We start from the raw sequence: 23,636 nt of genomic DNA, 5'->3' as shown, positions 1-23,636 counted from the left end.
GCCTTCAGCCGAGGAGGTCCAGGAACTCCGCGGCGCTCAGGCCGGCCTGTCGCAGGATCGAGCCGAGGGTGCCGCGGGCGAGCGAGCGGTGCAGGGGCACGATCGCCACTCGGCCGTCCGGATGTCGGAGCTTCGCGTGACTCCCCTTGGTCGAGCGGTGCTCGAAGCCCGCGGACTCCAGCACTTGGACGACCTGCGTGCCGGAGACTTGGGGAAGAGCCGGGCTCACGCCGGGATGCGGATCTCGATCGGGGTCACGAGCGGGTGCTCGAAGCTGGCGGGCACCTCGTCGTCCTCGAAGTACAGCTCCAGGGCCTCGCGGAGGTTCGCCAGCGCCTCGTCGACCGTCTCGCCCTGGCTGGCGACCTCGATCTCCAGGCAACGGGCGACGTACCACTCGCCGTCCTTCGCCACGGCGGCGGTCAAGGTGCGAGCAGTGTCCATGGGCCGAGTGTACGGCTCTACGGGGGCGAGATCGGCCCTCGCTGGAAAGCGGTCCGCGCCCTGTCAGCTTGCCGATCAACACCAAGCTTGTGGACTCGCAGCAGCACAACTTCGACGCCATCGAGGACCTCGACAAGCTCAAGGGCAATCCCGAGTGCAACGACCAGCTCCAGCCGGGCTTCGAGGCCGACATGACCTGGGTTTACCTTGTGCCGCAGGCCGCCACGGTCATCGGCTGGGGCTTCCAGGACACCACCGACTTCTCGGGCACGCTCGGCTTCACCACCGTGCGCTTCGACGCCTGAGTCGAGTGGTCTCGCCCCTTCCTCGTCGTCCGGGCCGCCTCCTAGATCGCGTCGGCCGGGTCGCCCCTGGAACTGCTCGGCGGTGGCCCCAGCGCTCGCCCTGCCACACGCACCTGCTGTCCAGAATCCGGGCCAGTTCGATCAGGCCGCAGAACAGGCACTCGATCACGTCCGCAAGGGCGCGCATACCGGTAGGGAAGGGGGTTCCGGTCTGTAACGGCTACCGGGTTCCTGCAATCGGCCGGGCCATGTGCCGCTGACCTGGGAAGAAGCTCCTCCGACTGGACTCGAACCAGTAACCCTGCGATTAACAGTCGCATGCTCTGCCAATTGAGCTACGGAGGACCGCTCGGCCGGTGGCGGTGCCCCGCTCAACCGGCGAGAGGAACAGTACAACACCGCCGCGGACCCCTTTCGGGGCCCCCTCCCCGCCCGCGCGCGGCGCCCGTGGGGGTGGCTGCGGCAGGATGGGCGAGACGTCGAACCGGAGGGCCGCCATGCTCAAGTTCCTGCTGGGTGCCGCGATCGGCTACGTGCTGGGCACGAAGGCCGGCCACGAGCGTTACGAGCAGTTGCACCGCACCTACCAGCGGGTGGCCGACCATCCCGCGGTGCAGGGCGCGGCCGGCGTGGTGCGGGCGCGCGTGGAGGAGGTCCTCAGCGGCCCGCGCCAGGAGCGCTGAGAGCCCCGCGACCCCCGCGCGGCGCGGGGATCTTCCTGCGCCGTGTCGCGGTCGACGACGAGGTCGCCGACTGGGCCCGCTACCCGTTCAGCCTCCCGGTCGTCGCCGCCCTGCGCGGACGCCGGCTGGAGTTCGCGCCCGGGGTGACGTTCCTGGTGGGCGAGAACGGGTCCGGGAAGTCCACGCTGATCGAGGCGCTCGCCGTCGCGGCCGGGCTGAACCCCGAGGGCGGCTCGCGCCACTTCCGGTTCACGACCCGCTCGACCGAGTCGGAGCTGGGCGGGGCGTTGACCGTCTCGCGCGCCCCCGGCAGGGAGCGGTCGAGCTTCTTCCTGCGCGCCGAGACCTTCTACAACGTCGCCTCGGAGATCGAGGCCCGCGAACTGGAGCTGGCGCCGTACGGCGGGGTCTCCCTCCACGAGCGCTCCCACGGCCAGTCGTTCCTCGACCTGCTCACCCACCGCTTCCGCCCGAACGGCCTCTACCTGCTCGACGAGCCGGAGGCCGCGTTGTCGCCGCGGGGCCAGCTGGCCGCGCTCACCCGCATCGACCAGCTCACCCGGGGCGGCTCGCAGTTCCTGATCGCCACGCACAGCCCGATCCTCCCGGCGCTGCCCGGCGCCCGGATCCTGCAGATCGACGCCGACGGCGGACTGCACACCGTCGCCTACGACGACTGCCTGCCGGTCCGGGCCACCCGCGAGTTCCTCGCCGATCCGGCAGCGACCCTGCGCCACCTCCTCTGACGGCGCCCGTCGACCCACCCGGCGTGCCGGACGTCGATCAGATCGTGTCGGCGAGCGCCTGGTCGAGGAGCGCCACCCCGCGGTCGATCTCGGCCTCGCTCGCGGTCAGCGGCGGGGCGATGCGGAAGGTGCCGCCCATCCCCGGCAGCTGGACGATGTTCATGTGCAGGCCCAGCTCCGCGCAGCGGCGGGTGACGGCGGCCCCGAGCGCGTCCGCGTCCGCCCAGGCCCCGGACGGGACCAGCTCGAGTCCGACGAGCAGGCCGCGGCCGCGGACGTCCCCGATCACCGGGTGCCGGGCGGCGAGCTCGTCGAGACCCGCCCGCAGCCGGGCGCCGAGCTCGCGGGCGCGCAGGTCCAGGCGGTCGCGGACGAGCACGTCGAGGACGGTGAGGCCGACGGCGGCGACCAGCGGGTCGTTGCCGTGGGTGGTGAGGAACAGGAAACCGCGCTCGTGGGCACGCTCCTCGACGTCCGCGCTGGTCAGCACGGCGGACAGCGGGAGCCCCGCGCCCAGGGTCTTGGACAGGGTCAGGATGTCCGGGACCACGCCGTCGCGCTCGAAGGCGTACCAGTCCCCCGTGCGGCACAGGCCCGTCTGCGCCTCGTCGAGGATCAGCAGCATGCCGCGCTCGTGGCACTTGTCCCGCAGCGCGGCGAGATACCCGGGCGGCAGGTCCACGACGCCGCCGGAGCTCAGGATCGGCTCGACGAGGCACGCCGCGAGACCGCCGACGGACTGGGCGTCGATCAGGTCGAAGCCGAGGTCGAGCTGGCGGCGCCAGTCCAGGTTCCCGTCGGCGTCGGTCAGCGGCGGGCGGAAGGCGTCCGGCACCGGCAGCGCGAAGTTGCCCGGCGCACCCGGCCCGTAGCCGACGCGTCCCGCGCTGTAGGTCGCGCCCGCCGCACCGCCGGTCATCCCGTGCCAGGAACGGGCGAAGGACACCACCTCGTGCCCACCCGTGACGAGCTTGGCCATCCGCAGCGCGGCCTCGTTCGCCTCGGCGCCCGTGGACAGGAACATCGCCTTGTCCAGGGGCGCGGGCACGGTCTCGGTGAGCCTGCGGGCCAGGTCGAGGACCGGGCGGCTCAGCATGCCGCTGTAGAGGTGGTCGAGCGTGCCGACCTGCTCCCGCACCGTCGCGACGATCTCCGGGTGGGAGTGGCCGAGGATCGCGCTCATCTGGCCGGAGGTGAAGTCCAGCAGCTCACGCCCGTCCTCGGTCACCACGATGCTGCCCGCGGCGCGCGCGATGACGTCCGGGCTGAACTGCCCGCGGCCGGAGAAGTGGACCAGGTGATCGGTGAGGTCGCCCATGTCCCCCGACAGTAGGCTCAGACCCGCTCGGCCCGGAAGGTCCGCCGGTAGGCGGTGGGCGAGACCCCCAGCTCGGTCTGCAGGTGCAGCCGCAGGGACGCGGCGGTGCCGAACCCCGCGCGCTCGGCGACGTCGTCCACGGGGAGGTCGGTCTCCTCCAGCAGGGCCCGCGCCCGCTCGATGCGCTGGCGGGAGAGCCAGCGCCCCGGCGACGTGCCCATCTCGTCGCGGAAGCGGCGGGTGAAGGTGCGGGTGCTGGTCGACTCCCGGGCCGCGAGCTCGCGCAGCGACACGGGGCGGTGCAGGTTGGCCAGGGCCCACTCCCGCGCCCGGCCGGTCGAGGAGACGGCGGGCTCGGGCACCGGACGTCGGATGAACTGGGCCTGGCCGCCGTCGCGATGGGGCGGGACGACGGTGCCGCGGGCCACCTCGTTGGCCACGGCGGCGCCGTGGTCGGAGCGGACCATGTGCAGGCAGAGATCGATGCCGGACGCCACGCCCGCGGACGTCAGGATCCCGCCGTCCTCGGTGTAGAGGACGTCCGGATCGAGCAGGACCTGCGGGAACAGCGCGCGGAAGCGGTCCGCGGAGCGCCAGTGGGTGGTGGCGCGGCGCCCGTCCAGCAGGCCGGCGGCGGCGAGGGTGAAGGCGCCGGTGCAGACCGAGGCGATGCGGACCCCGGGTCGGATGCGCGCCAACGCCGCGGCGATCTCCGGGGTCATCGGGCGCGCTTCGTCGTCCGGCTTCGAGGCGGGGACCACGACCGTGTCCGCGGTCTCCAGCAGCTCGGGGCCGTGCTCGACGTTGATCGAGAAGTCCGCGTCGGTGCGGACCGGTCCTGGGGTGACGGTGCAGGTCAGCACCTCGTAGAGGCCGGGTCCCGCCTGCCCGAAGATGCGGTGGACGATGCCGATCTCCATGGGCAGGGCGCCGTCGCGGACGAAGACGGCCACGCGGTGGGTCATGGCCCGATGTTCGCACATGCTGTCCGTCAGGCCATTGTCCGGCGTGGACGGGGTGCGCAGGATCGACGACATGGACGTTCTCTGGGTCGTCGCCCCGCCGGATCCGCAGTCGCTGACCGCCACCCTCGCCGCCCGTGGGGTCGCCGCGCTGCGGTCGTCCGGACACGCCGTGGAGGTGTCGGACCTGCCTGCCATGGGATGGGACCCGGTGGTCACGGCCGCCGACTACGGCGTCTCCGACCGGCTGTTCGTGTCGGAGGCGGCGGGTGCGGCGTACGCGGCGGGGACACTGCCCGCCGACGTGCGGGCGGAACAGGACAAGATCCGCCGGGCCGAGCTGCTGGTGCTGCACTTCCCGCTGTGGTGGTTCGGGATGCCCGCGATCCTCAAGGGCTGGGTCGACCGGGTGTTCGTGAGCGGCTTCGGGTACGGCGTGCGCGGGCCGGACGGGCGGACCCGCCGCTACGGCGACGGGATCCTGGCCGGGAAGCGGGCCCTCGTCGTGACCTCCGCGGGCGGGCCCGCCGCCGCGTTCGGGCCCCGCGGGGTGAACGGGGAGCTGGAGGAGGTGCTCTTCCCGATCCTGCACGGCACGCTCTTCTACGCCGGGGCCACGGTGCTCGCGCCGCACCTCGTGCCCGGTGCCGACCGGTACTCCGCCGCGGACGCGGACGCCGCCGGTGACGCGTTGGTCGCGCGGCTGGCCGGCGTGGCGTCGGATCCGCCGATCCCCTACCGCTCCGAACGGGAGGACTACGCGGCGCTGGAGCTGCACCCGCACGTCGCACCGGGCGAGACGGGCCTGCGGGCGCACCGGGCGGCGGACGCGAGAGCCCTCAGCGCCTGCTGATCATGCCGCGTGGTGGTCACCAGGCGCTCCGGGCCGAGTCGGCGTGATCATCCGACCGTCAGCGCCTGGTGATCACGCGTGAGCGGATCACCAGCGCTCCGGGCTGCCGGCTCATCGGGGCAGGCGGGCCACTCCGAAGATCCGCCGGAAGGGGAACCAGGTGCTGCCGTCCGCGCTCGGCGGGTAGGCCGCCCGCAGCTGCGGGGCCAGCTCGGCGGTGAAGTCCGCGTAGTCCTCGGCCGACAACGCGTCCCGGACCGGGCGCAGGGTGGTGCTGCCGAGCCAGTGCAGCACGGGGTCCTCGCCGGTGAGCCGCTGCAGGTAGGTGGTCTCCCAGACGTCCACCTCGGCGGCGAGGTCGGGAGCGGACATCAGCTCGGCGTACTCGGCGGGCGCGGCGACGTCCGGCTCGCCGCGCACCGTGACGCCGCGCTGCGCGGCGAGCGCCCGGGTGAGCGCGTGCGAGGGCGCGGCACCGTTGCCGGGCACCTGGAAGGCGAAGGTCGCGCCGGGCGGCAGCGCGGCGAGCCACCGCGGGATGAGCTCCCGGTGGGTGGGCACCCACTGCAGCACCGCGTTCGTCACGACGACGTCGGTGTCCGGCGCGGGCGTCCAGTCCTCGACGGCCCGACGCTCGGCGGGGACGCCGTTCGCGCGGGCGGCGGCCACCATCTCGGCCGACGAGTCGATCGCGTCGATGATCGCCTCGGGCCAGCGGGCGGCCAGCGTGGCCGTCATGTTCCCGGGCCCGCAGCCCAGGTCGACGACCCGGCGCGGGCCCTCGGCCCGGATCCGGGCGACGAGGTCCCGGAAGGGCCGGGCACGGAGGTCGTCGAAGTCCAGGTAGAGCGCCGGGTCCCAGGTGGTGGTCACACGTCCTCCCAGCTCAGCGGTCGTGAGCGGGGATGGTCGCCAGAGCCCTCATCGCCGCTCACAGGGGGTGGTCGGGTCGGATCTGGCGGACGGTGCCGTCCCGCCCGGCGATGCGTCGCTCGAGCATCCAGGCCTCGCGACCGTCCGCCATGCGGGCACGTTCCCGGGACACGATCGACTGCGTGACGCGGTCGTGCACCGCCTTGGGCACCTTGCCGGGCTCGCCGAGCACGTAGCGGCGGGGCGGGCCGTCGTGCAGGAGGAAGGCCCGGCCGAGGTCCTCCTCCGTCGCGACGACGAAGATCATCGCGCCGTCCGTCCAGCTGGCCTTGGACACCAGGTGCCAGCCCACGCGCTCGTCCGCCCCCGGGAACCACACCCCCCGGTTGGTGACGACGAGGTGCCCCCCGGACCGGACGTCCGCGGTGGCGACGACGTGCTCCTCGGGATCGAGCTCGCCCTCGAACCCCTCCGGGAGCGCCTCCCGCCAGAAGGCCCACCTCATCGGTGCGCCCCGCTCGCCTGCTCCCGCAGCGCGATCTTGTACTGCTCCAGGGGCACCAGGTCGCCGAACAGCTCGTGGTACAGCTCGGGGTCCTCGGTGGGGTTGGTGCGCTGCAGCCGCGACTTGACCTCGGCGATCTGCGCCTCGACCAGCGCGAGCTTCACCCCGGCCAGCACCGAGGCGACGTAGCGGACCTCGTCCCCGAGCTTGCGGGGCAGCTCGAGCGGCTCGACCGCCAGCTCCGAGAGCAGCTTGCGCTCCTCCGGCGTGCACTCCGCGCCGACGGCCTCGACCCACGCGCCACCCTCTCCTCCGTCGATGCCCGCGCACACCCCGCCCGCCTTGGTGATCGCGATGTGCAGGGACGCGAACGCCGGGTGGGTGAAGACCTGCTCGGGCAGCTCGTCGTACGCCTCGCCCGCGATCGCGGGGATCTGCAGGGCGGCCTTGAGCGCCTCGCGCTGCAGGTGCAGGCGGGGATCGTCCCGACGGGGGGCGGCGGGGGCGGCCCGGCGCCGACGCGGCGCCCCTCCCCCGGCCTCCTCGCGCACGCGGCGCACGACCATGGCGATGTCGTCCCAGCCGACCCAGCCCGCCAGCCGGCGCGCGTAGTCGTCCCGCAGGTCCTCGCGCTTGATCTTCGCAACGTCCGGCACGATGTCCTGCAGCGCCTTGATCCGGCCCTCCGGGGTGTCCAGGTCGAAGGCCTTGAGCTTGGTCCGGATCGCGAACTCGATGATCGGCTCGCGGCGCGCCACCAGGTCCCGCACGGCGGTGTCGCCGTGGGCCTGGCGCAGCTCGCAGGGGTCCTGCCCGTCCGGTGCGATACAGACGAAGGTCTGCGCGACGAAGGCCTGGTCCCCCTCGAAGGCCTTCATCGCGGCGGCCTGCCCGGCCGCGTCCCCGTCGAAGGTGAAGATGACCTCGCCCCGGTCGAACGAGTCGTCCCCCATGAGCCTGCGCAGCACGCTCACGTGCTCGGTGCCGAAGGCCGTGCCACAGGACGCGACGGCGGTGGGCACGCCCGCCAGGTGCATCGCCATCACGTCGGTGTAGCCCTCGACCACCACGACCTGGCGACGCTTGGCGATCTCGCGCTTGGCCAGGTCCAGGCCGAACAGCACGCTGGACTTCTTGTAGACCGGCGTGTCGGAGGTGTTGAGGTACTTGGCCTCGATGCGGTCGTCGTCGAACAGCCTGCGGGCCCCGAACCCGACGACGTCTCCCCCGAGGTCCCGGATCGGCCAGAGCAGCCTGCGGTGGAAGCGGTCGATGTGCCCGCGCTGACCGGGCTTGGACAGACCCGCCTTCTCCAGCTCGTCGAGCGAGAAGCCCTGGGCCAGCAGGTGCTTGGTGAGCGTGTCCCAGCCCGAGGGCGCGTAGCCGTTGCCGAACTGCTCGGCCGCGGCGGAGGAGAACCCGCGCTGGGTGAGGAACTGCATGGCCTGCGCGGCCTCGGGGGTGCGCAGCTGCGCGGCGTAGAACTCCGCAGCCTTCTTGTTCGCCTCGAGGAGCCGGGAACGGGTGCCGCGGTCCTTCTGAACGCTCGCCCCGCCGCCCTCGTAGACCAGCTGGACGCCGCACTTGTCCGCGAGCCGCTCGACGGCCTCGACGAACCCGACGTGCTCGATCTTCATCACGAAGTCGATCGCGCCGCCGCCCTCGCCGCAGCCGAAGCAGTGGAACATGCCCCGCCCGGGACGGACGTTGAACGACGGCGTCTTCTCGTCGTGGAAGGGACACAGGCCCTTCAGCGAGCCGGCGCCCGCAGGCCGGAGGGCGACGTAGTCGCCGATCACGTCCTCGATCCGGGTGCGGTCACGGACCTCCGCGATGTCGCTGTCCCGGATCCGCCCCGCCATGGGGGCGAGTCTAGGCCGTCAGCTCAGGTGGGTGGCGGCCCGCTGGCCGGGGAGGGCGATCGCGACGGCGGTGCGCTGCACGGGGAGCACGATCTGCGCCTCGCGCACAGCCACCGTGCCGCGCGCCGCACCCTGAGCGGGGAGCGCGACCTGCGGCTCCGCGGTCTCGGTGCGCGGCAGCGAGCCCTGCGCGTCGGTCGGCAGGTCCCGCTTGCGCGGGGCGGGCAGCTCGGTCAGCCACGGGGCGACGGCGAGCGCGAGGAGCAGCACGATCCCGGCGCTGACACCGGCGACGGTCACCACGTCCGAGAGGATGTTCATGCCTCACGAATCTCCTCCGCGGACCTGAGCGTTACATCGGACGGGGGTAAGAAGTTCTCCGTCATTCGGACGAGTGACAAGGTGACCCGCTGTGGCGACGGACTTCGAGGAACACCGCCCCCATCTGCTGCGGGTCGGCTACCGGATCACCGGCAGCCTGGCCGACGCCGAGGACGCGGTCCAGGAGGCCTGGTTCCGGTGGTCGCGGGCCTCGGACGTGCGGGAGCCCCGAGCCTGGCTGACGACGGTGGTGGCCCGGATCTGCCTGGACCGGCTGACGTCCGCGACCGCGCGCCGGGAGACCTACGTGGGGCCGTGGCTGCCCGAGCCGCTGGTGACCGCGCCGGACGACGAGGGGCCGCTCGCCGCCGTCGTCCGCGGTGAGGACGTGCGCCTCGCCGCGGTGCTGCTGCTGGACCGGTTGACCCCCGCCCAGCGAGTGGCGTTCGTGCTGCACGAGGCGCTGGGCACGCGGTACGCCGAGATCGGCGAGGTGCTGGGCTGCTCGGCGGACGCGGCGCGACAGCACGCCGCCGCGGCCCGGCGCTCGCTCGCCTCGGCTCCCGTGCCCGCCCGGGCCCCGGCCGCGACCGAGCAGCGGGTGCTGGCCGAGTTCGGTGCGGCGCTGGCCCGGGGCGACTGGCAGGCGGTGGTGAGCCTCCTGCACCCGGACATCACGTTCACCAGCGACGGTGGCGGCCGGGTCGCGACGGCCCTGCGCCCCCTGGTGGGAGCGGACAAGGTCGGCCGTTTCCTCGCCGGGCTGTTCGCGAAGTACTCCTTCGAGATGAGCGGCTGGACGACCGTGCTGGTCAACGGCGAGCCCGGCCTCGCGACGCCGGCCGCGGACGGGGTCGCCGCGTCGGTGACCGCCTTCACCGTGGACGCGGACGGCCGGATCACGGCCGCGCGGCAGGTGATGAACCCGGACAAGCTCCACCCCTGGTGGTGACGGCGTGTCAGCGTGGTGACACGTGGCGCAGCGGGTTGGATCGTCCGGTGCGCGTTCTCGTCCCCCTCCTGCTCTCCCTGTTCCTGCTGTCCGGCTGCGGCTCCCTGGCCGACCGGTACCTCGCGCTGCCCGAGGCGCAGCCGGTCGGCTCCGCCGCCGACGCCCTCGCCACGCTGCCGGTCAAGGGGCGCGCGCCCAAGACGGGCTACGACCGCGACGAGTTCGGCCAGCGCTGGGCGGACGTCGACCGCAACGGCTGCGACCAGCGCAACGACGTCCTCGCCCGGGACATGACCGACGAGACCTTCAAGCCGGGCACACGGGACTGCGTGGTGCTGACGGGCCTGCTCGCGGACCCCTACACCGGGAAGAACCTGCTGTTCACCCGCGGCGCCGACACGAGCTCGGCGGTGCAGATCGACCACGTCGTCGCGTTGTCGGACGCCTGGCAGAAGGGCGCCCAGCAGCTCGACCCGGACGCCCGGGAGCGGCTGGGCAACGACCCGCTCAACCTGCTCGCCGTCGACGGGCCGACCAACAACGGCAAGGGCGACGGGGACGCTGCCACCTGGCTGCCGCCGAACCGTGACTACCGGTGCGCGTACGTCGCCCGGCAGGTCGCGGTGAAGGCCAAGTACGCGCTCTGGGTCACCCAGGCCGAGCACGACGCCGTCGCCCGCGTGTTGGCAGGCTGCCCGGGCGAGCCGCTCCCGGTGGACGCGGACGGGATCCCCGGGGTTCACTCGACCGGGGCGTAAGACCCGGCCGCCGGGGGGCGATGAGTCGGGTGGGGAACGAGGTCCGGGGGGACACGATGACCGAGCACGAGGGACCGCCTGCGGCGGGAGCGCCGCGACACCGGGCCGCGCCGTCCGCCCGGGCGCCGCGGCCGGGCCACACCGCGGGCGATCCGTGGGTGCCAGGTCCCCGGCACGCCGCACCGGTCCCACCGATCCCCGGCCCGCGCCCACCCGTCGAGCGGGGGCCCGCGCAGGTCGGCGGGCCGACGGGTCACCCGACGCCGGTCGTCGGACCGCGACACGCGCTCCGGCCCCCGCCGCCGTACCTCCCGCCGATGCCGGACGCGCCGCGTACCCGGGTGCCCGCCTGGGTGCTGCCCGCCACGCTGTGCGCGGTGATCGTGCTGTCCGGGGCGGGGATCGTCGGGGTGGGCGCGGCGGCGCTCTCGGCGGCCCGGCCGGACGCCCGCTCCGACCCGACGGCCGCCAGCACCGGGGACCGGGTCTTCCTCGGCACGCTCGCCGCGCGCCCGTCGTTCGACGCGATCCCCGAGGACGTCCTGATCGACCTGGGCCACGGCGTCTGCGCGGCCCTGGCGGACGGGTCGTCCCGGAGCGAACTGGTGTCGGACGCGGTCTCCGCCGGCTTCACCACCCGGGACGCCCGGCTGCTCGTCGAGGCCGCGACCGCGGCGTACTGCCCCACCGAATGACACCGCCCCACCCGATGCTGCCGGACTAGCGGACGGCGCAGGCGGCGTCGAAGCCCTGGTCCACGATGCCGAGGGCGTGGTTGGCCCGCGCCCGCTGGTTCTCGACCGCGATCACCTGCGTCAGCTCCAGCAGCCCGGCCCGGCCGAACTCCGCCTCCAGCTCCGCGACCTGCGCGTCGGTCACGGTGGTGGGGGTGGCCGTCATCGCGTCCGCGTAGCGGATGGCGAGGCGCTCGGCGGCGGTGTAGGTCGGGTCGGTCGCGAAGTCGGCGATGCGTCGCAGCCGCTCGACGTCGAGGCCCTCCAGCCGCTGCAGCATGGTGCCGAAGTCCACGCACCACGCGCAGCCGACGACGGTCGCCGTCCGGTAGACGGCGATCTCCCGCACCCGGGCGGGCAGGCGCGTCGCCGCCTTCTCCAGCGCCAGCTCGGCGACCAGCCCCGACCAGAACAGCCCGCGGTGGTGTCGGGCGATCGCGACGGGTTCGGGCACCAGCCCGAACCGCTTGCGCGCCAGGCGGTACACGAACCGGCCGAGCACACCGGCCTCGCTCTCGGGGACGGCGGGGATCCGGGCCATGGCTCCTCCTCGGACGCACGGGACGTTCCGGCGCCCACTCGGTGACGCTCGGGGAGCGCCGCTCACCCGGGAGACGACGCGGCGGCCGGAAACGTGAGGTGATCCGCGCCTCCGGCGCTCGTGCGCGGTAAGTGGTGCTCTGGCACCACTTACCGCGCACGGGCCGCGAAGCGGCGGTGCCAGGCGACGGCGCCGGCGTCCGTCAGCACCGAGATCTGGTCGACGACGACGCGCAGGCGGGCGCGGTCGTCCGGGGCGGCGGCCCACTCCCCCGCCCGCACCGGGTCCAGGGTGCCGGGGGCACCCGCCAGGAGGGCCTCGGCGAGCTCGGTGAGCAGGTCGCGCTGCCGGGTCTGCATGGCGCGGCGCTCCGGGTCCTGCATGACGTAGCGCAGCGCGACCGCCTTGAGCAGCGCGACCTCGGCGGCGGAGTCCGCGGGCACGATCAGGTCGGCGGTGTAGCGGCGTACGGAGACGGAGCGTGCGGAGTCGACCATCGGGACGGGGCCGCCGCCGACGGCGTGCAGCGTGGCGTCGGTGGCCGCCCGGACGAACCGGCCCACCAGCTCGCTGGTCAGCCGCTTCAGCGCGACGTGGGCCTGGACCGGCGCCGAGGCCGTCTCGAAACCCATGACCGCCTCGACGACCGGCAGCTTGGCGAGCACCTCCGCCGCGGTCTCGCACGCCGCGGGATCGGCGCCGAAGTGGGTGCCCGCGAGCTGGGCGAGCATCGCCCGCTCCTCCGGGGAGCCCAGGGCGGCGAGGTCGATCCGGCCGGAGAGGATCCCGTCCTCGACGTCGTGCACGGAGTAGGCGACGTCGTCCGACCAGTCCATGACCTGCGCCTCGAGGCAGCGGTGCTCGGCGGGCGCCCCCTCCCGGACCCAGGCGAACACCTCCGCGTCCTCGGCGTAGGCGCCGAACTTGCGGGTGTCCCCGCGGCGCAGCCAGGGGTACTTGCAGCTCGCGTCGAGGGTGGCGCGGGTGAGGTTGAGGCCCCCGTCGGTCTCCTTGGGCTCGAGCCGGGTGAGGATCCGCAGCGTCTGCGCGTTGCCCTCGAATCCGCCGCAGGCCGCGCCGATCTCGTCCAGCGCGCGTTCGCCGTTGTGCCCGAAGGGCGGGTGCCCGATGTCGTGGGCCAGCCCCGCGGTGTCGACGACGTCCGGATCGCAGCCCAGCTCCTCGGCGATGCCCCGGCCGATCTGCGCGACCTCCAGGGAGTGGGTCAGCCGGGTGCGCGGGATGCCGGTGATGTCCGCGGCCTCCCCCGGCCCCACGACCTGCGTCTTCCCGGCCAGCCTGCGCAGCGCGGCCGAGTGCAGCACGCGGGCGCGGTCGCGCGAGAACGCGCTGCGCCGCCCGATCCCGGATCCCTTCGGCGGCTCGGGCCGCAGCCGTTCCCGGTCGTGGTCCGAGTAGCTCATCCCAGTCCGGTGTCCGTGGTCTCCGCCGAGGCGTGGGTCACCCGGTAGTACAGCAGCGCGGCGGTCTCGCGGAGGATGTACTTCGCCTGCGTCTCCCGCGTCTGGACGACCGGGCCGCTGCGGGTCGGCGACGTCCATGCCTCCAGCCCCGAGTCCCGGGCCATGGTGCGGGCCCGCAGCGAGTGCCACGGGTCGCTGACGATCAGCGCGGTCTCCCACCCGTCCCGCTGCGCCCGGGCGGCCACGGCCTGCAGGCTGCCGAGCGTGTCCCGGCCCTCGGCGACCGTGGTGATCGCGCTCGCGGGGACGCCCTGCCGGACCAGGTAGCGGGTGCCGGCCTCGGCCTCGGTGTACTCGTCCCCCACCCGGGAGCCGCCGACCGTGACGACGCGCGGGGCCAGACCCTCCTTGTACAGCTGCGCGGCGTGCTCGAGGCGCCAGGCGAAGATCGGGCTGGGCTGCCCGTCGTACTGCGCGGCACCCAGGACGATCACCGCGTCGACCGGGCGGTCCCCGTCCACCCGCGCGGTCTGCCACACCCGGAACAGCGTGCCGCCCAGGATGATCGCCCCGACCAGGAGCGTGCCCACGACGGCGCGGGCGACCCACCCCAGCCCGGTGCGCGCGCGGCGGCGGGGCTCCCGGCGGAGCGGTTCGGTCGGCGGCTCGGGCGGGCGCCGCGTGGGGACGCTCACCCGCCGATCCGCCCGCCGGACGCGGCCAGTGCGGCGGGGGCGCGCCCGGACCGGGCCGCGAGGACCTCGGCGACGATGGACACCGCCGTCTCCGCCGGGGTGCGGGCCCCCAGGTCGAGCCCGACGGGCCCGTGGATCGCGGCGAGCTCGTCCTCGGTGACGCCGGCGGCCAGCAGCCGCTCGCGGCGGGCGGCCTGGGTGCGGCGGGAGCCGAGCGCGCCGAGGAACCCGCGGCCGTGCCGCAGCCCGGCCAGCAGCATCGCGTCGAACCGGGGGGCGTGGTCGAGCAGCACGACGACGTCCGCATCCGTGAACGCCTCCACCGCCGCGACCGCCTCGTCGAGCTCGGTGACGGTGCGGCCGGTCCAGCCCAGCAGCGCCCCCTGCGCGAGCAGCGCCTCGCCGATCGCGCCCGAGCCCACGACCAGGACCGACGGCACCGGGACCCACAGGTCGACCAGCACGTCCGCGACGGTCTCGGTGTGGGTGGCGCCGCGCCGCAGCCATCCGCGGGCGGCCTCGACGGCCTCCTCGGCCACCGGGTCCCCGACCTGCTCCTGCAGGTCCGGGCCGGTCAGCACGGCGGTGGCCGACCCGTCGACGGTGCTCAGCAGCGCGGCCGGGCGGGCCTGCTCCAGCGCCGCGCCCAGGACCTCGGCGAGTGCCGCGGGCAGCGGGTGCCCGAGCAGGGTGGCACCGCCCGCGCAGGCGAGCCCGGCGCTCAGCGCGTCCGGCTCCGCGACGTGGGCCTTGCGGGTCTCGGGGGTCTGCGCCGCGGCGGCCGCGAGCGGCAGCGCGGCCGGGTCCAGGGCGCCCCGGTAGAGCAGCCCCGCGGTCTCACCCCCCGCGGCGGCGACCAGCTGGCCGGACTCGACGGTGCCGAACCCGTGCCGGTCCAGCACCCGCACGACCCCGACGGAGCCGACCCCCTCGCGGACCCACCGCCGCAGCGCGGCGCCCAGCTCACGACGCGGATCGGTGCTCATGGCGTCAGGGTAGCCACGCCCACCGACAGGTGCGCGGACCGCGGACCCGCGAGCCCGCCGCGTCGCCCGGCGGGCACCGGCACACGCCCGGCGGCGCGCCTCCCGTATCCTCGACCGCGGTCGATCGGGCCCCCTGCCGGGTGAACCGTCCCGCCTCGAGGGACCGGTGACCGACATCAGGATGCGTTTCGGGAACGGATTCGGCATCATCGCCGTTGAGCCGTTCGAGAAACGGACCTTCTTCACATACCCGGAGCCATGGACCCCTCCTGTAGTACCGGCACCGTCCCGCACGGACGGACCCCATGCTGATGACAGTTCTCGGCATCCTCCTCGGCCTGCTGGTCGTCGTCGCGATCACCGCGCTGACCGGCTTCTTCGTCGCCCAGGAGTTCGCGTACATGGCGGTGGACCGCTCGCGGCTCAAAGCCCGGGCGGCACAGGGTGACAAGGGCGCGGAACGCGCCCTGACGGTCACCAACCGCACCTCCTTCATGCTCTCGGGCGCCCAGCTCGGCATCACCGTGACCGGTCTCCTGGTCGGTTACGTCGCCGAGCCGCTGATCGGCGCGGGCGTCGGCGAGCTGCTCGGCGGCGCGGGCTGGGCGGTCGCCCTCGGCACGGTGCTCGCGCTGCTGATCTCCACCGGCGTGCAGATGGTGTTCGGCGAGCTGTTCCCGAAGAACCTCGCCATCGCCCGGCCCGAGCCCGTCGCCCGCAGGCTGGCCGTGCCCACCAACCTCTACCTGGCCGTGTTCGGCTGGTTGGTCACGGTGTTCGACGCCGCGTCCAACCTGCTGCTCAAGCTGCTGCGGATCGAGCCGGTGCACGACGTCGAGCACGCGGCGACCCCGCGCGACCTCGAGGCGATCATCGACGAGTCCCGGGACAGCGGCGACCTGCGCTCCGACCTGTCGATCATGCTCGACCGGGTGCTGGACTTCTCCGACCGCCCGGTGCGCGCGGCGATGATCCCGCGGCCGCGGGTCACCTCGGTCAAGTCCGACCTGCTCATCCCCGAGCTGGCGGACGCCATGGCCGCGGGCCACTCCCGCTACCCGGTGCTCGACGAGTCGGGCGAGGAGGTCGTGGGCGTGATCTGCCTGCGGGACCTGCTGGCCCTCACCGGCGACACGTCGACCACCCCGGTCTCGGCGGTGATGCGGCGGGCCGTGGTCGTCCCGGCGTCGCTGCCGCTGCCCGCCGTCGTCCAGGCGCTGCGCGAGGCGGACGACGAGTTCGCCGCCGTCGTCGACGAGTACGGCGGCCTGGCGGGCGTCGTCACGCTGGAGGACATCGCCGAGGAGCTCGTCGGCGAGATCACCGACGAGCACGACCCGGCGCTCACCGACCAGCCGCTCGACGTGGCGGACGGGTGGCGCGTGCCCGGCACCATGCACGTCGACGAGGTCGGCAGGCTGCTGGACGCCGACCTCCCGGAGGGCGAGTACGAGACCATCAGCGGCCTGGTGATCGCCGAGCTGCAGCGGCTGCCCGAGCCCGGCGACACCGTGCGGGTGGTCCTGCCCCGGCACGCCGGCGCGGAGGACGACGAGCCCGACCGGGCCGTCGACATCGAGGTGCTGGCCGTGGAGCGGCGGGTGCCGGAGCAGGTGCGGATCCGCCCGGCGGTCCTGGAGGAGCAGTCGTGAGCTGGGTGGAGATCGTCGTCTCGATCGCGTTGATCGCGGCGTCCGCGTTCTTCGTCGCCATCGAGTTCGCCCTGGTCGCGGCGCGGCGGTACCGGCTGGAGGAGATGGCGGACACGTCCGCCTCGGCCAGGGCGGCGCTGCGCAGCGCGAAGGACATCTCGCTGCTGTTGGCCGGGTCGCAGCTCGGCATCACGCTCTGCGTGCTGGCGCTCGGTGCGATCACCAAGCCCGCCGTGGACTACGCGCTGGAGCCGGTCCTGCTGGGCTGGGGCATCCCCGCCGCGGCCGCCGGGGTGGCGTCCTTCGTGCTGTCCCTGGTGTTCGTCACGTTCCTGCACCTCGTCGTCGGGGAGATGGCCCCGAAGTCCTGGGCGATCGCGCACCCCGAGCAGTCCGCCACGCTGCTGGCACTGCCCATGCGCGCGTTCATGTTCGTGACCCGGCCGCTGCTGGTGACGCTCAACGGCATGGCGAACTGGTGTCTGCACCGCGTGGGCGTGGAGCCGGTCGACGAGATGGCGGGCGGCCGCAACCCGGACGACCTGCGCCAGCTGGTCGACCACTCCGCGCGGGCAGGTGCGCTCGACGAGGAGCGGCGCGCCCAGCTCGTCACGGCGCTGGAGCTGGACCGGGCGCCGATCTCGTCGCTGGTGCACGGCGACCCCGCCGGGGTGCAGTGCACCGACACCGTCGAGACCGTGCGGGAGGTGTCCCGCCGATCGGGCCACCTGCGGCTGGTGGTGTGGAACGGCGCCGAGGTCGTCGGGTTCGTGCACGTCCGGGACACCCTGGGCAGGCCCGAGACCACGACCGCGCGCGACCTGCTGCGGGAGGTGCTCTCGTTCGACGCGGAGACCCCCGTCTTCGCGGCACTCGGCACGATGCGCGAGAAGCGCGGCCAGCTCGCGCTGGTCACCTCGGGGGGCACCCTCCTGGGCCTGGTCACGATGCAGGACGTCGTGGACCGGCTGCTGCCCGCCTGAAATTCGCCTCGGTGCCCTGACCGCCACGGACGGCGGTCAGGGCGCCGGCGACCTAGCAGCCCAGCAGGCGGGTCGCCAGGTAGCTCTCCACCTCGGCCAGCGGGATGCGCTCCTGGCTCATGCTGTCCCGCTCGCGGATGGTCACCGCGTCGTCGGTCAGGGTGTCGAAGTCGACGGTGATGCAGAAGGGCGTGCCGATCTCGTCCTGGCGGCGGTAGCGGCGGCCGATGGCGCCCGCGTCGTCGAACTCGATGTTCCAGTGCTTGCGCAGCGCCGCTGCGAGCTCGCGCGCCTTGGGCGAGAGGTCGGCGTTGCGGGACAACGGGAGCACGGCCGCCTTGACCGGGGCGAGGCGCCGGTCGAGCCGCAGCACGACGCGCTTGTCGGTGCCGCCCTTGGCGTTCGGCGCCTCCTCCTCGTGGTAGGCCTCGATGAGGAAGGCCATCATCGAGCGCCCCACACCGGCGGCGGGCTCGATCACGTAGGGGCGGTAGCGCTCCTTGGTGTTCTGGTCGTAGAAGGACAGGTCGACGCCCGAGTGGTTGGAGTGCGTCGTCAGGTCGAAGTCCGTGCGGTTGGCGATGCCCTCGAGCTCGCCCCACTCCTGGCCGGTGAACTGGAAGCGGTACTCGATGTCCACGGTCCGCTTCGAGTAGTGGGAGAGCTTCTCCTTGGGGTGCTCGTAGTGCCGCAGGTTCTCGGCCGAGATGCCCAGGTCGGTGTACCAGCGCGTGCGCTCGTCGATCCAGTACTGGTGCAGCTCCTCGTCGGTGCCCGGCTCGACGAAGTACTCCATCTCCATCTGCTCGAACTCGCGCGTGCGGAAGATGAAGTTGCCCGGCGTGATCTCGTTGCGGAAGCTCTTGCCCATCTGGCCGATGCCGAAGGGCGGCTTCTTGCGCGCGGTGGTCTGCACGTTCAGGAAGTTCACGAAGATGCCCTGCGCCGTCTCCGGGCGCAGGTAGGCGAGACCCTCCTCGGTCTTCACCGGGCCGAGGTGGGTCTCGAGCATCATGTTGAAGTCCTGCGGGGCGGTGTACTGGCCGCGGGTGCCGCAGTTCGGGCAGGGCACGTCCGACAGGTCGTCCTCGGTCGCCGCCTTGCCCGTGCGCTCGACGTACTCCTCCGCCAGCTGGTCCGCGCGGAACCGCTTGTGACAGGACAGGCACTCGACCAGCGGGTCGTTGAACACCCCGACGTGGCCGGAGGCGACCCACACCTGGCGCGGCAGGATGACCGACGAGTCCAGCCCGACGACGTCCTCCCGGCCGGTGACCATGGTCTTCCACCACTGCCGCTTGATGTTCTCCTTGAGCTCCACGCCCAGGGGCCCGTAGTCCCACGCCGAGCGGGTACCGCCGTAGATCTCCCCCGACGCGAAGACGAATCCGCGGCGCTTGGCCAGCGCGACGATGGTCTCGATCTTGGCAGAGGTCGGCTTGCTTGCCACGGGGGTACTCCTGGGAAACGGGTGATCCCCGCCGGATGCGGGGCGGCGCATAAGAGGGTATCGAGCGGGGGCCGGCGGGTTCCGACCGGTGCTACATGAAAACCACTATCATGGGCGCATGACCGCGACCCGCGAGCACGCCGGGGTCCTGTGCCCCGTCGCCGAGCCCACCCCGCCGCTGCCCCCGCGCACGCTGACCGCGGCCGGGGACCTGCTGCGGGCGCTCGCCGCCCCCGTCCGGATCGCGATCGTGATGCAGCTGCGGGACTCCCCGCGCTGCGTCCACGACCTGGTCGACGCCCTGGGCGTCACCCAGCCCCTGATCAGCCAGCACCTGCGCGTCCTGAAGTCCGCGGGGGTGGTGGAGGGCGAGCGCAGGGGCCGCGAGGTGATGTACTCCCTCGTGGACGACCATCTCGCCCACATCGTCGTCGACGCGGTGGAGCACGTGCAGGAGGACGCATGACCAAGGCGGTCCGGGCGACGAAACAGCGCGCCGCCGTCTCCGAGCTGCTGGACCGGCTGCCGGACTTCCGCTCGGCCCAGGAGATCCACGAGGAGCTGCGCCGCCGCGGCGAGGGCATCGGCCTGACGACGGTCTACCGCACCCTGCAGAACCTGGCCGACGGCGGCGAGGTGGACGTGCTGCGCAGCGCAGGCGGCGAGGCGGTCTACCGGCGCTGCGAGTCCGCGGAGCACCACCACCACCTGGTGTGCAGGCGGTGCGGGGCCGCGGAGGAGATCGACGCGCCCGCCGTGGAGCAGTGGGCCGGGGAGATGGCGGAGCGGCACGGGTTCACCGAGATCACGCACACGGTCGAGATCTTCGGCGTGTGCCGGGCCTGCTCCGCGGGCTGACCCTCGCCAGCGGAACGCTCGCCTGCTGACGCGCGCCGGCTGACGCTTGGGACGCCCAAGCACCACTCAGCGACGCCTGGGCGTCCCAAGCGTCACTCCCTCACGCGCTCACCCGACGCTTGGGCGTCCCAAGCACCACTCAGCGACGCTTGGGCGTCCCAAGCGTCACCCGGCGCACCCCCGGCACCCCCGGCGCCCCGCGCACCCCCACCCTCAGCGCGGCGAGCTCGGCGGCATCCGGATCGCGCCGTCGAGCCGGATGGTCTCGCCGTTCATGTAGTCGTTGGTGAGCACCTCGACCGCCATGCTCGCGTACTCCTCCGCCCTCCCGAGCCGGTTCGGGTAGACCACGCTCTGCCCCAGCCCCGCCTTGCGCGCCTCGGCCTCGGGGCCGCTGCCGTAGATCGGGGTGTCGATCAGGCCGGGGGCGATGGTGTTGACCCGGATCCCGTGGCGGGCGAGGTCGCGGGCCAGCGGGAGGGTCAGGCCCACGATGCCGCCCTTGGAGGCCGAGTACGGGGTCTGGCCGATCTGCCCGTCGAACGCCGCGGCGGACGCCGTGTTGAGGATCGCGCCGCGCGAGGTCCCGTCGGCGAGCGGGTCGGTCTTGGCCATCGCCGAGGCCGCGAGCCGCGTGCAGTTGTACGTGCCGGTCAGGTTCACGCGGATCACGAACTCGAACGTCTCCAACGGGATGGGCTCGAGGTCGCGCCCGATCACCCGGCCGGCCTTGCCGAGGCCCGCGCTGTTGACCAGGATCCGCAGCGGTCCGAGCTCCGACGCCGCCTCGACGGCCTCCTTGACCTGCACCTCGTCGGCGACGTCCGCCTTCGCGAACACCCCGCCGACCTCGGCGGCGACCTTCTCGCCCCGCGCGGTGTTCAGGTCCAGCACCACGACCTTCGCGCCGCGCTGCGCCAGCAGCCGCGCCGTGGCCTCGCCCAGCCCCGACGCCCCGCCGGTGACGATCGCCGACGCACCCGTGATGTCCATGAACGCTCCTTCCGCAGCAACGGTGATGCATCTGCATTGTGTCTCAGATCGAGATTCACGGGCTCTGTGACCGACGTTACTGTCGCGCCATGTCCGACGAGCAGCAGGTCTCCGCCGTACGCAGACTGGACACCCCCGAGTCGGGCGAGCTCGCGCAGCTCTCGGCGGTGTTCGAGGACCTCCAGTACGTGCTCCGGTGCTGTGAGAACCTGGTCAACGCCTTGGCGGTGCCGCGCCCCGACCCGGTGCTGGTCGAGGCGTTGTGGACCGGCGCGGTCGTCGGCTACGTGCGCTGCTTCTCCGGCCGCACGAAGATCCTCACCGACGCCGACGTCGAGGGCCTCGAGCTCGAGGACGAGGTCAAGGCCTTCCACAAGAACTTCTCGACCCTGCGGGACCACTACGCGTCCCGGCACGTGAACCCGCGCGAGGCGTTCACCATCGGGATCGCGCAGGCCAACGACGGGCACCCGACGGGCGTCGCGATCGTCTCGACCCCGCGCCCGGGTGTGGACGACACCACGGTGCGCGTGCTCGGCCGGATCTCCTACGCCCTGTCCGGGCTGGTCGACGGCCGGATGCAGGAGTCCCAGGCGCGGGTCCTGGAGGCGGCGCGCTCGATGACCCCGGCACAGCTCGCCGAGCTGCCGATCGTGCACCTGTCCGAGGAGCCGGTGGGACACTAGGACCTGTCCTAGAAGCCCTTCTTCTCCAGCACGCAGGAGATCAGGGCGGCGGCGTCGGGGTCGTCGCCCGCGTGTTCGGGCAGCTGCAGCGCCACGAGCACGTTGATCAGCATGCCCTGCGCGAGGAAGTCCCGGGTCTCCTCCACCGTGGCCCCGGTGAGTTCGCGGATCTGGCGCACGACCCGCAGGAACGACGCGCGCACGGCGGGCCCGAGGTCGGGGTCGGCGCCGAGGCTGAACCCGTGCTGCATCACCCGCAGCAGGTCCTGATCCTTGATCAGCTGCACGTAGGCCTGGGCCAGCTCGTGCGCGGTCTGGTCGCCCCCCGCGCGCGCCACCTCGGCGAACGCCTCGCCGAGCCGCGCCATCACGCGCTCGTGGGCGGCGAGGAACAGCGCCTGCTTGGTGCCGAACATCCGCACGACGTACGGCTGGGACACCCCCGCCCGCCGCGCCACCTGGTCGGTGGTCGTCCCCGTGTAGCCGCCCTCGGCGAAGGCGGCGACCGCGGCGTCGAGCACCTGGTCGCGACGGTCTTCGGCGGACATCCTGGGCGGCACGTTGCCAAGTTATCAGTCGATGCCTTACGGTCGCTAGTAATCAGTCGATGCCTTCTTCGGAGCAGCCCATGCGTCCCCGTCCCGTCTGGCTCGTCGTGCTCGCCACGGCGCTGCCCATGTTCATGGCGACCCTCGACAACCTCGTGGTCACCGGCGCGCTGCCGGTGATCCGCACCGAGCTCGGCGGCTCGCTGGAGACCCTCCAGTGGGTCGTGAACGCCTACACCCTCGCCTTCGCCACGCTCCTGCTCACCGCGTCCGGCCTCGGCGACCGGATCGGCAGGCGGCGGGTCTTCGTGGGCGGGATCGTGCTGTTCACGGCCGCGTCCGCCGCGGCGGCCCTGTCGACCGACGCGACCACGCTCATCCTCGCCCGCGCGGTCCAGGGCGTCGGCGCGGCGGCGGTCATGCCGCTGTCGCTGACGCTGCTGGCCGCAGCGGTCCCGCCCGCCCGGCGCGCCCTCGCGATCGGGATCTGGGGCGGGGTGTCCGGCCTCGGGGTCGCGGTCGGGCCGCTGGTCGGCGGCGCGGTGGTCGACGGGCTGGCCTGGCAGTGGATCTTCTGGCTGAACGTGCCGTTCGGGGTGCTGGCGGTGCCGCTGGCGCTCGTCGTGCTGCGCGAGTCGCGCGGCCCGGACCGCAGGCTCGACCCGCTCGGTCTGCTGCTGTCCGCCGTCGGGGTGCTCGCCGTGGTCTACACCGTGGTCCGGGCCGACGCCGAGGGCTGGGGTTCGGCCCGCACGATCGGCGGCCTGGTCCTCGGCGCGGCCCTCCTGGTCGGGTTCACGGCGTGGCAGCGGCGGGCGGCGGCGCCCCTGCTCCCGTTGCGGCTGTTCCGGTCCCGCGGCTTCTCGGCGGCCAACGCGACCGCCGTCGGGTTCTCGTTCGGGATGTTCGGCGCCGTGTTCCTGCTCGCCCAGTTCCTGCAGGTGGTGCAGGGTCTCTCGCCGTTCGAGGCGGGCCTGCGGACCATGCCGTGGACCCTGGCGCCGATGGTCGTGGCGCCGATCGCGGGGATCCTCACCGCACGGGTCGGACCCCGTCCGCTGGTCGCCACCGGCATGGTGCTGCAGGCGGGCGCGCTCGCCTGGCTCGCCGCGGTCACCTCCGTCGACGTGTCCTACGGGACCCTCGTGCCGCCGTTCCTGCTGGCCGGGGTCGGCATGGGCCTGACCTTCGCGCCGATCGCCACCGCGGTGATCACCGGTGTGCCGGACGCCGACCACGGCAAGGCCTCCGGCGCCAACTCCACGCTCCGCGAGCTCGGCGTGGCGCTCGGCGTCGCGGTGCTGACCGCGGTGTTCACGGCGAACGGCAGCTACGCGGGCGGCCAGGCGTTCGTCGACGGCCTGGTGCCCGCGGTGTGGATCGCCGCCGGTGTGGTGGCGGTGGGGGCCGTCGCGGCCCTCTTCCTTCCGGGACGGCGCCCCACTCCCGTCGCCGTCGAGCCTCCGGTCGTGCCCGTCCCCGCCTGACGAACCCGTGAGTGGCG

The 23,636-nt window shown here is 73.5% G+C and carries 28 protein-coding genes and 1 tRNA gene; 13 read left to right on the top strand and 16 right to left on the bottom strand.

All coding sequences use genetic code 11. The features are described 5' to 3' along the window. Nucleotides 1-4: 4 nt before the first annotated feature. Both L3X23_RS03600 and L3X23_RS03595 read right to left on the bottom strand, forming a co-directional pair. A complete protein-coding gene (locus tag L3X23_RS03600) occupies nt 5-229 on the bottom strand; it encodes a type II toxin-antitoxin system HicA family toxin (protein ID WP_308116862.1) in 225 nt (74 codons plus the stop codon). Continuing rightward, nucleotides 226-444, bottom strand: a complete 219-nt coding sequence (locus tag L3X23_RS03595; protein ID WP_020625202.1) for a type II toxin-antitoxin system HicB family antitoxin — start codon at nt 442-444, stop codon at nt 226-228. The genes L3X23_RS03600 and L3X23_RS03595 overlap by 4 nt, the downstream gene beginning before the upstream one ends. A gap of 68 nt (nt 445-512) precedes the next feature. On the opposite strand from L3X23_RS03595, the gene L3X23_RS03590 reads away from it, so the two are divergent. Further along, nucleotides 513-749: a hypothetical protein gene (locus L3X23_RS03590; protein ID WP_237190669.1), complete on the top strand. Its 237-nt coding sequence runs from the start codon at nt 513-515 to the stop codon at nt 747-749. A gap of 272 nt (nt 750-1,021) precedes the next feature. Here L3X23_RS03590 and L3X23_RS03585 read toward each other — a convergent pair. Continuing rightward, a tRNA-Asn gene (locus L3X23_RS03585) sits at nt 1,022-1,094 on the bottom strand. Nucleotides 1,095-1,246: 152 nt separating this feature from the next. Here L3X23_RS03585 and L3X23_RS03580 point away from each other — a divergent pair. Together L3X23_RS03580 and L3X23_RS03575 are read left to right on the top strand one after the other, a co-directional pair. Beyond that, nucleotides 1,247-1,432: a hypothetical protein gene (locus L3X23_RS03580; RefSeq protein WP_093089350.1), complete on the top strand. Its 186-nt coding sequence runs from the start codon at nt 1,247-1,249 to the stop codon at nt 1,430-1,432. Then, nucleotides 1,429-2,178, top strand: a complete 750-nt coding sequence (locus L3X23_RS03575; protein ID WP_255734165.1) for an AAA family ATPase — start codon at nt 1,429-1,431, stop codon at nt 2,176-2,178. The genes L3X23_RS03580 and L3X23_RS03575 overlap by 4 nt, the downstream gene beginning before the upstream one ends. A 37-nt stretch (nt 2,179-2,215) precedes the next feature. Here L3X23_RS03575 and L3X23_RS03570 read toward each other — a convergent pair whose 3' ends face one another. Further along, the gene (locus L3X23_RS03570; protein ID WP_237190667.1) at nt 2,216-3,496 is read right to left on the bottom strand and encodes an aspartate aminotransferase family protein; all 1,281 of its coding nucleotides are present in this window, start codon (nt 3,494-3,496) and stop codon (nt 2,216-2,218) included. Between the two features lie 17 nt (nt 3,497-3,513). Next, nucleotides 3,514-4,461 carry a GlxA family transcriptional regulator gene (locus L3X23_RS03565; RefSeq protein ID WP_237190666.1) on the bottom strand — a complete coding sequence of 316 codons (948 nt, stop codon included), beginning with the start codon at nt 4,459-4,461 and terminating at the stop codon, nt 3,514-3,516. A gap of 70 nt (nt 4,462-4,531) precedes the next feature. Between L3X23_RS03565 and L3X23_RS03560 the strand changes: the two genes are divergently transcribed. Next, complete coding sequence (locus L3X23_RS03560; RefSeq protein ID WP_237190665.1) at nt 4,532-5,311, top strand: NAD(P)H-dependent oxidoreductase; 780 nt, start codon at nt 4,532-4,534, stop codon at nt 5,309-5,311. A 111-nt stretch (nt 5,312-5,422) separates the two neighbouring features. Here L3X23_RS03560 and L3X23_RS03555 read toward each other — a convergent pair whose 3' ends face one another. From L3X23_RS03555 to L3X23_RS03540, 4 genes are read right to left on the bottom strand one after another with little or no spacing between them, the layout of a single operon-like run. Beyond that, a complete protein-coding gene (locus L3X23_RS03555; protein WP_237190664.1) occupies nt 5,423-6,184 on the bottom strand; it encodes a trans-aconitate 2-methyltransferase in 762 nt (253 codons plus the stop codon). Nucleotides 6,185-6,242: 58 nt separating this feature from the next. After that, the gene (locus L3X23_RS03550) at nt 6,243-6,689 is read right to left on the bottom strand and encodes a hypothetical protein (RefSeq protein WP_237190663.1); all 447 of its coding nucleotides are present in this window, start codon (nt 6,687-6,689) and stop codon (nt 6,243-6,245) included. Next, nucleotides 6,686-8,551, bottom strand: coding sequence for a DNA primase (gene dnaG / locus L3X23_RS03545; RefSeq protein ID WP_237190662.1), 1,866 nt, complete (start codon nt 8,549-8,551; stop codon nt 6,686-6,688). The genes L3X23_RS03550 and dnaG overlap by 4 nt, the downstream gene beginning before the upstream one ends. A gap of 18 nt (nt 8,552-8,569) precedes the next feature. Then, the gene (locus tag L3X23_RS03540; protein ID WP_176921556.1) at nt 8,570-8,872 is read right to left on the bottom strand and encodes a hypothetical protein; all 303 of its coding nucleotides are present in this window, start codon (nt 8,870-8,872) and stop codon (nt 8,570-8,572) included. A 91-nt stretch (nt 8,873-8,963) separates the two neighbouring features. Here L3X23_RS03540 and sigJ point away from each other — a divergent pair, with 91 nt between their 5' ends. From sigJ to L3X23_RS03525, 3 genes are all read left to right on the top strand, one after another. Then, complete coding sequence (gene sigJ, locus L3X23_RS03535; protein WP_237190661.1) at nt 8,964-9,824, top strand: RNA polymerase sigma factor SigJ; 861 nt, start codon at nt 8,964-8,966, stop codon at nt 9,822-9,824. 47 nt (nt 9,825-9,871) lie between these two features. Next, complete coding sequence (locus L3X23_RS03530; RefSeq protein WP_237190660.1) at nt 9,872-10,582, top strand: HNH endonuclease family protein; 711 nt, start codon at nt 9,872-9,874, stop codon at nt 10,580-10,582. Between the two features lie 317 nt (nt 10,583-10,899). Further along, entirely contained in the window at nt 10,900-11,277 is a 378-nt protein-coding gene (locus tag L3X23_RS03525) for a DUF732 domain-containing protein (protein WP_237190659.1), read from the top strand. A gap of 25 nt (nt 11,278-11,302) precedes the next feature. On the opposite strand, the gene L3X23_RS03520 is transcribed toward L3X23_RS03525, so the two are convergent. The 4 genes from L3X23_RS03520 to L3X23_RS03505 form a co-directional block, all read right to left on the bottom strand. After that, nucleotides 11,303-11,857 (bottom strand): carboxymuconolactone decarboxylase family protein, encoded by a 555-nt coding sequence (locus tag L3X23_RS03520; protein WP_237190658.1) that lies wholly within the window; start codon nt 11,855-11,857, stop codon nt 11,303-11,305. Nucleotides 11,858-12,006: 149 nt separating this feature from the next. Further along, nucleotides 12,007-13,281, bottom strand: a complete 1,275-nt coding sequence (locus L3X23_RS03515) for a deoxyguanosinetriphosphate triphosphohydrolase (RefSeq protein ID WP_237190657.1) — start codon at nt 13,279-13,281, stop codon at nt 12,007-12,009. Then, entirely contained in the window at nt 13,278-13,895 is a 618-nt protein-coding gene (locus L3X23_RS03510) for a YdcF family protein (protein ID WP_093089432.1), read from the bottom strand. Before L3X23_RS03510 ends, L3X23_RS03515 begins: the two co-directional genes overlap by 4 nt. 77 nt (nt 13,896-13,972) lie before the next feature. Next, nucleotides 13,973-14,962, bottom strand: a complete 990-nt coding sequence (locus tag L3X23_RS03505) for an XdhC family protein (protein WP_237190656.1) — start codon at nt 14,960-14,962, stop codon at nt 13,973-13,975. 305 nt (nt 14,963-15,267) lie between these two features. Here L3X23_RS03505 and L3X23_RS03500 point away from each other — a divergent pair, with 305 nt between their 5' ends. Then, nucleotides 15,268-16,614 carry a hemolysin family protein gene (locus L3X23_RS03500; RefSeq protein ID WP_237190655.1) on the top strand — a complete coding sequence of 449 codons (1,347 nt, stop codon included), beginning with the start codon at nt 15,268-15,270 and terminating at the stop codon, nt 16,612-16,614. Continuing rightward, nucleotides 16,611-17,597 carry a hemolysin family protein gene (locus L3X23_RS03495; RefSeq protein ID WP_093089362.1) on the top strand — a complete coding sequence of 329 codons (987 nt, stop codon included), beginning with the start codon at nt 16,611-16,613 and terminating at the stop codon, nt 17,595-17,597. Before L3X23_RS03500 ends, L3X23_RS03495 begins: the two co-directional genes overlap by 4 nt. A 52-nt stretch (nt 17,598-17,649) precedes the next feature. Here the strand turns inward: L3X23_RS03495 and L3X23_RS03490 are convergent, their stop codons facing one another. Beyond that, nucleotides 17,650-19,047: a glycine--tRNA ligase gene (locus tag L3X23_RS03490; protein ID WP_093089363.1), complete on the bottom strand. Its 1,398-nt coding sequence runs from the start codon at nt 19,045-19,047 to the stop codon at nt 17,650-17,652. A gap of 118 nt (nt 19,048-19,165) precedes the next feature. Between L3X23_RS03490 and L3X23_RS03485 the strand changes: the two genes are divergently transcribed. Together L3X23_RS03485 and L3X23_RS03480 are read left to right on the top strand one after the other, a co-directional pair. After that, on the top strand, nt 19,166-19,513 hold the full coding sequence (locus L3X23_RS03485; RefSeq protein WP_093089364.1) for a metalloregulator ArsR/SmtB family transcription factor: 348 nt from the start codon (nt 19,166-19,168) through the stop codon (nt 19,511-19,513). Beyond that, a complete protein-coding gene (locus tag L3X23_RS03480) occupies nt 19,510-19,905 on the top strand; it encodes a Fur family transcriptional regulator (RefSeq protein ID WP_237190654.1) in 396 nt (131 codons plus the stop codon). Before L3X23_RS03485 ends, L3X23_RS03480 begins: the two co-directional genes overlap by 4 nt. A gap of 213 nt (nt 19,906-20,118) precedes the next feature. Here L3X23_RS03480 and L3X23_RS03475 read toward each other — a convergent pair whose 3' ends face one another. Further along, nucleotides 20,119-20,898 (bottom strand): SDR family NAD(P)-dependent oxidoreductase, encoded by a 780-nt coding sequence (locus L3X23_RS03475; RefSeq protein ID WP_237190653.1) that lies wholly within the window; start codon nt 20,896-20,898, stop codon nt 20,119-20,121. 89 nt (nt 20,899-20,987) lie between these two features. On the opposite strand from L3X23_RS03475, the gene L3X23_RS03470 reads away from it, so the two are divergent. Further along, complete coding sequence (locus tag L3X23_RS03470) at nt 20,988-21,584, top strand: hypothetical protein (protein WP_237190652.1); 597 nt, start codon at nt 20,988-20,990, stop codon at nt 21,582-21,584. Between the two features lie 8 nt (nt 21,585-21,592). Here the strand turns inward: L3X23_RS03470 and L3X23_RS03465 are convergent, their stop codons facing one another. Further along, nucleotides 21,593-22,132: a TetR/AcrR family transcriptional regulator gene (locus L3X23_RS03465; protein ID WP_237190651.1), complete on the bottom strand. Its 540-nt coding sequence runs from the start codon at nt 22,130-22,132 to the stop codon at nt 21,593-21,595. 80 nt (nt 22,133-22,212) lie between these two features. Between L3X23_RS03465 and L3X23_RS03460 the strand changes: the two genes are divergently transcribed. Then, nucleotides 22,213-23,619, top strand: coding sequence for a DHA2 family efflux MFS transporter permease subunit (locus L3X23_RS03460; RefSeq protein WP_237190650.1), 1,407 nt, complete (start codon nt 22,213-22,215; stop codon nt 23,617-23,619). Nucleotides 23,620-23,636: the final 17 nt, after the last annotated feature.

Origin of the sequence: Pseudonocardia sp. WMMC193 (genome assembly GCF_021728735.1) — a bacterium.
Taxonomy (GTDB): Bacteria; Actinomycetota; Actinomycetes; order Mycobacteriales; family Pseudonocardiaceae; genus Pseudonocardia; species Pseudonocardia oroxyli.
Note: the sequence above shows the minus strand (reverse complement) of the source record. Positions and strands in the feature narration are given on the sequence as shown.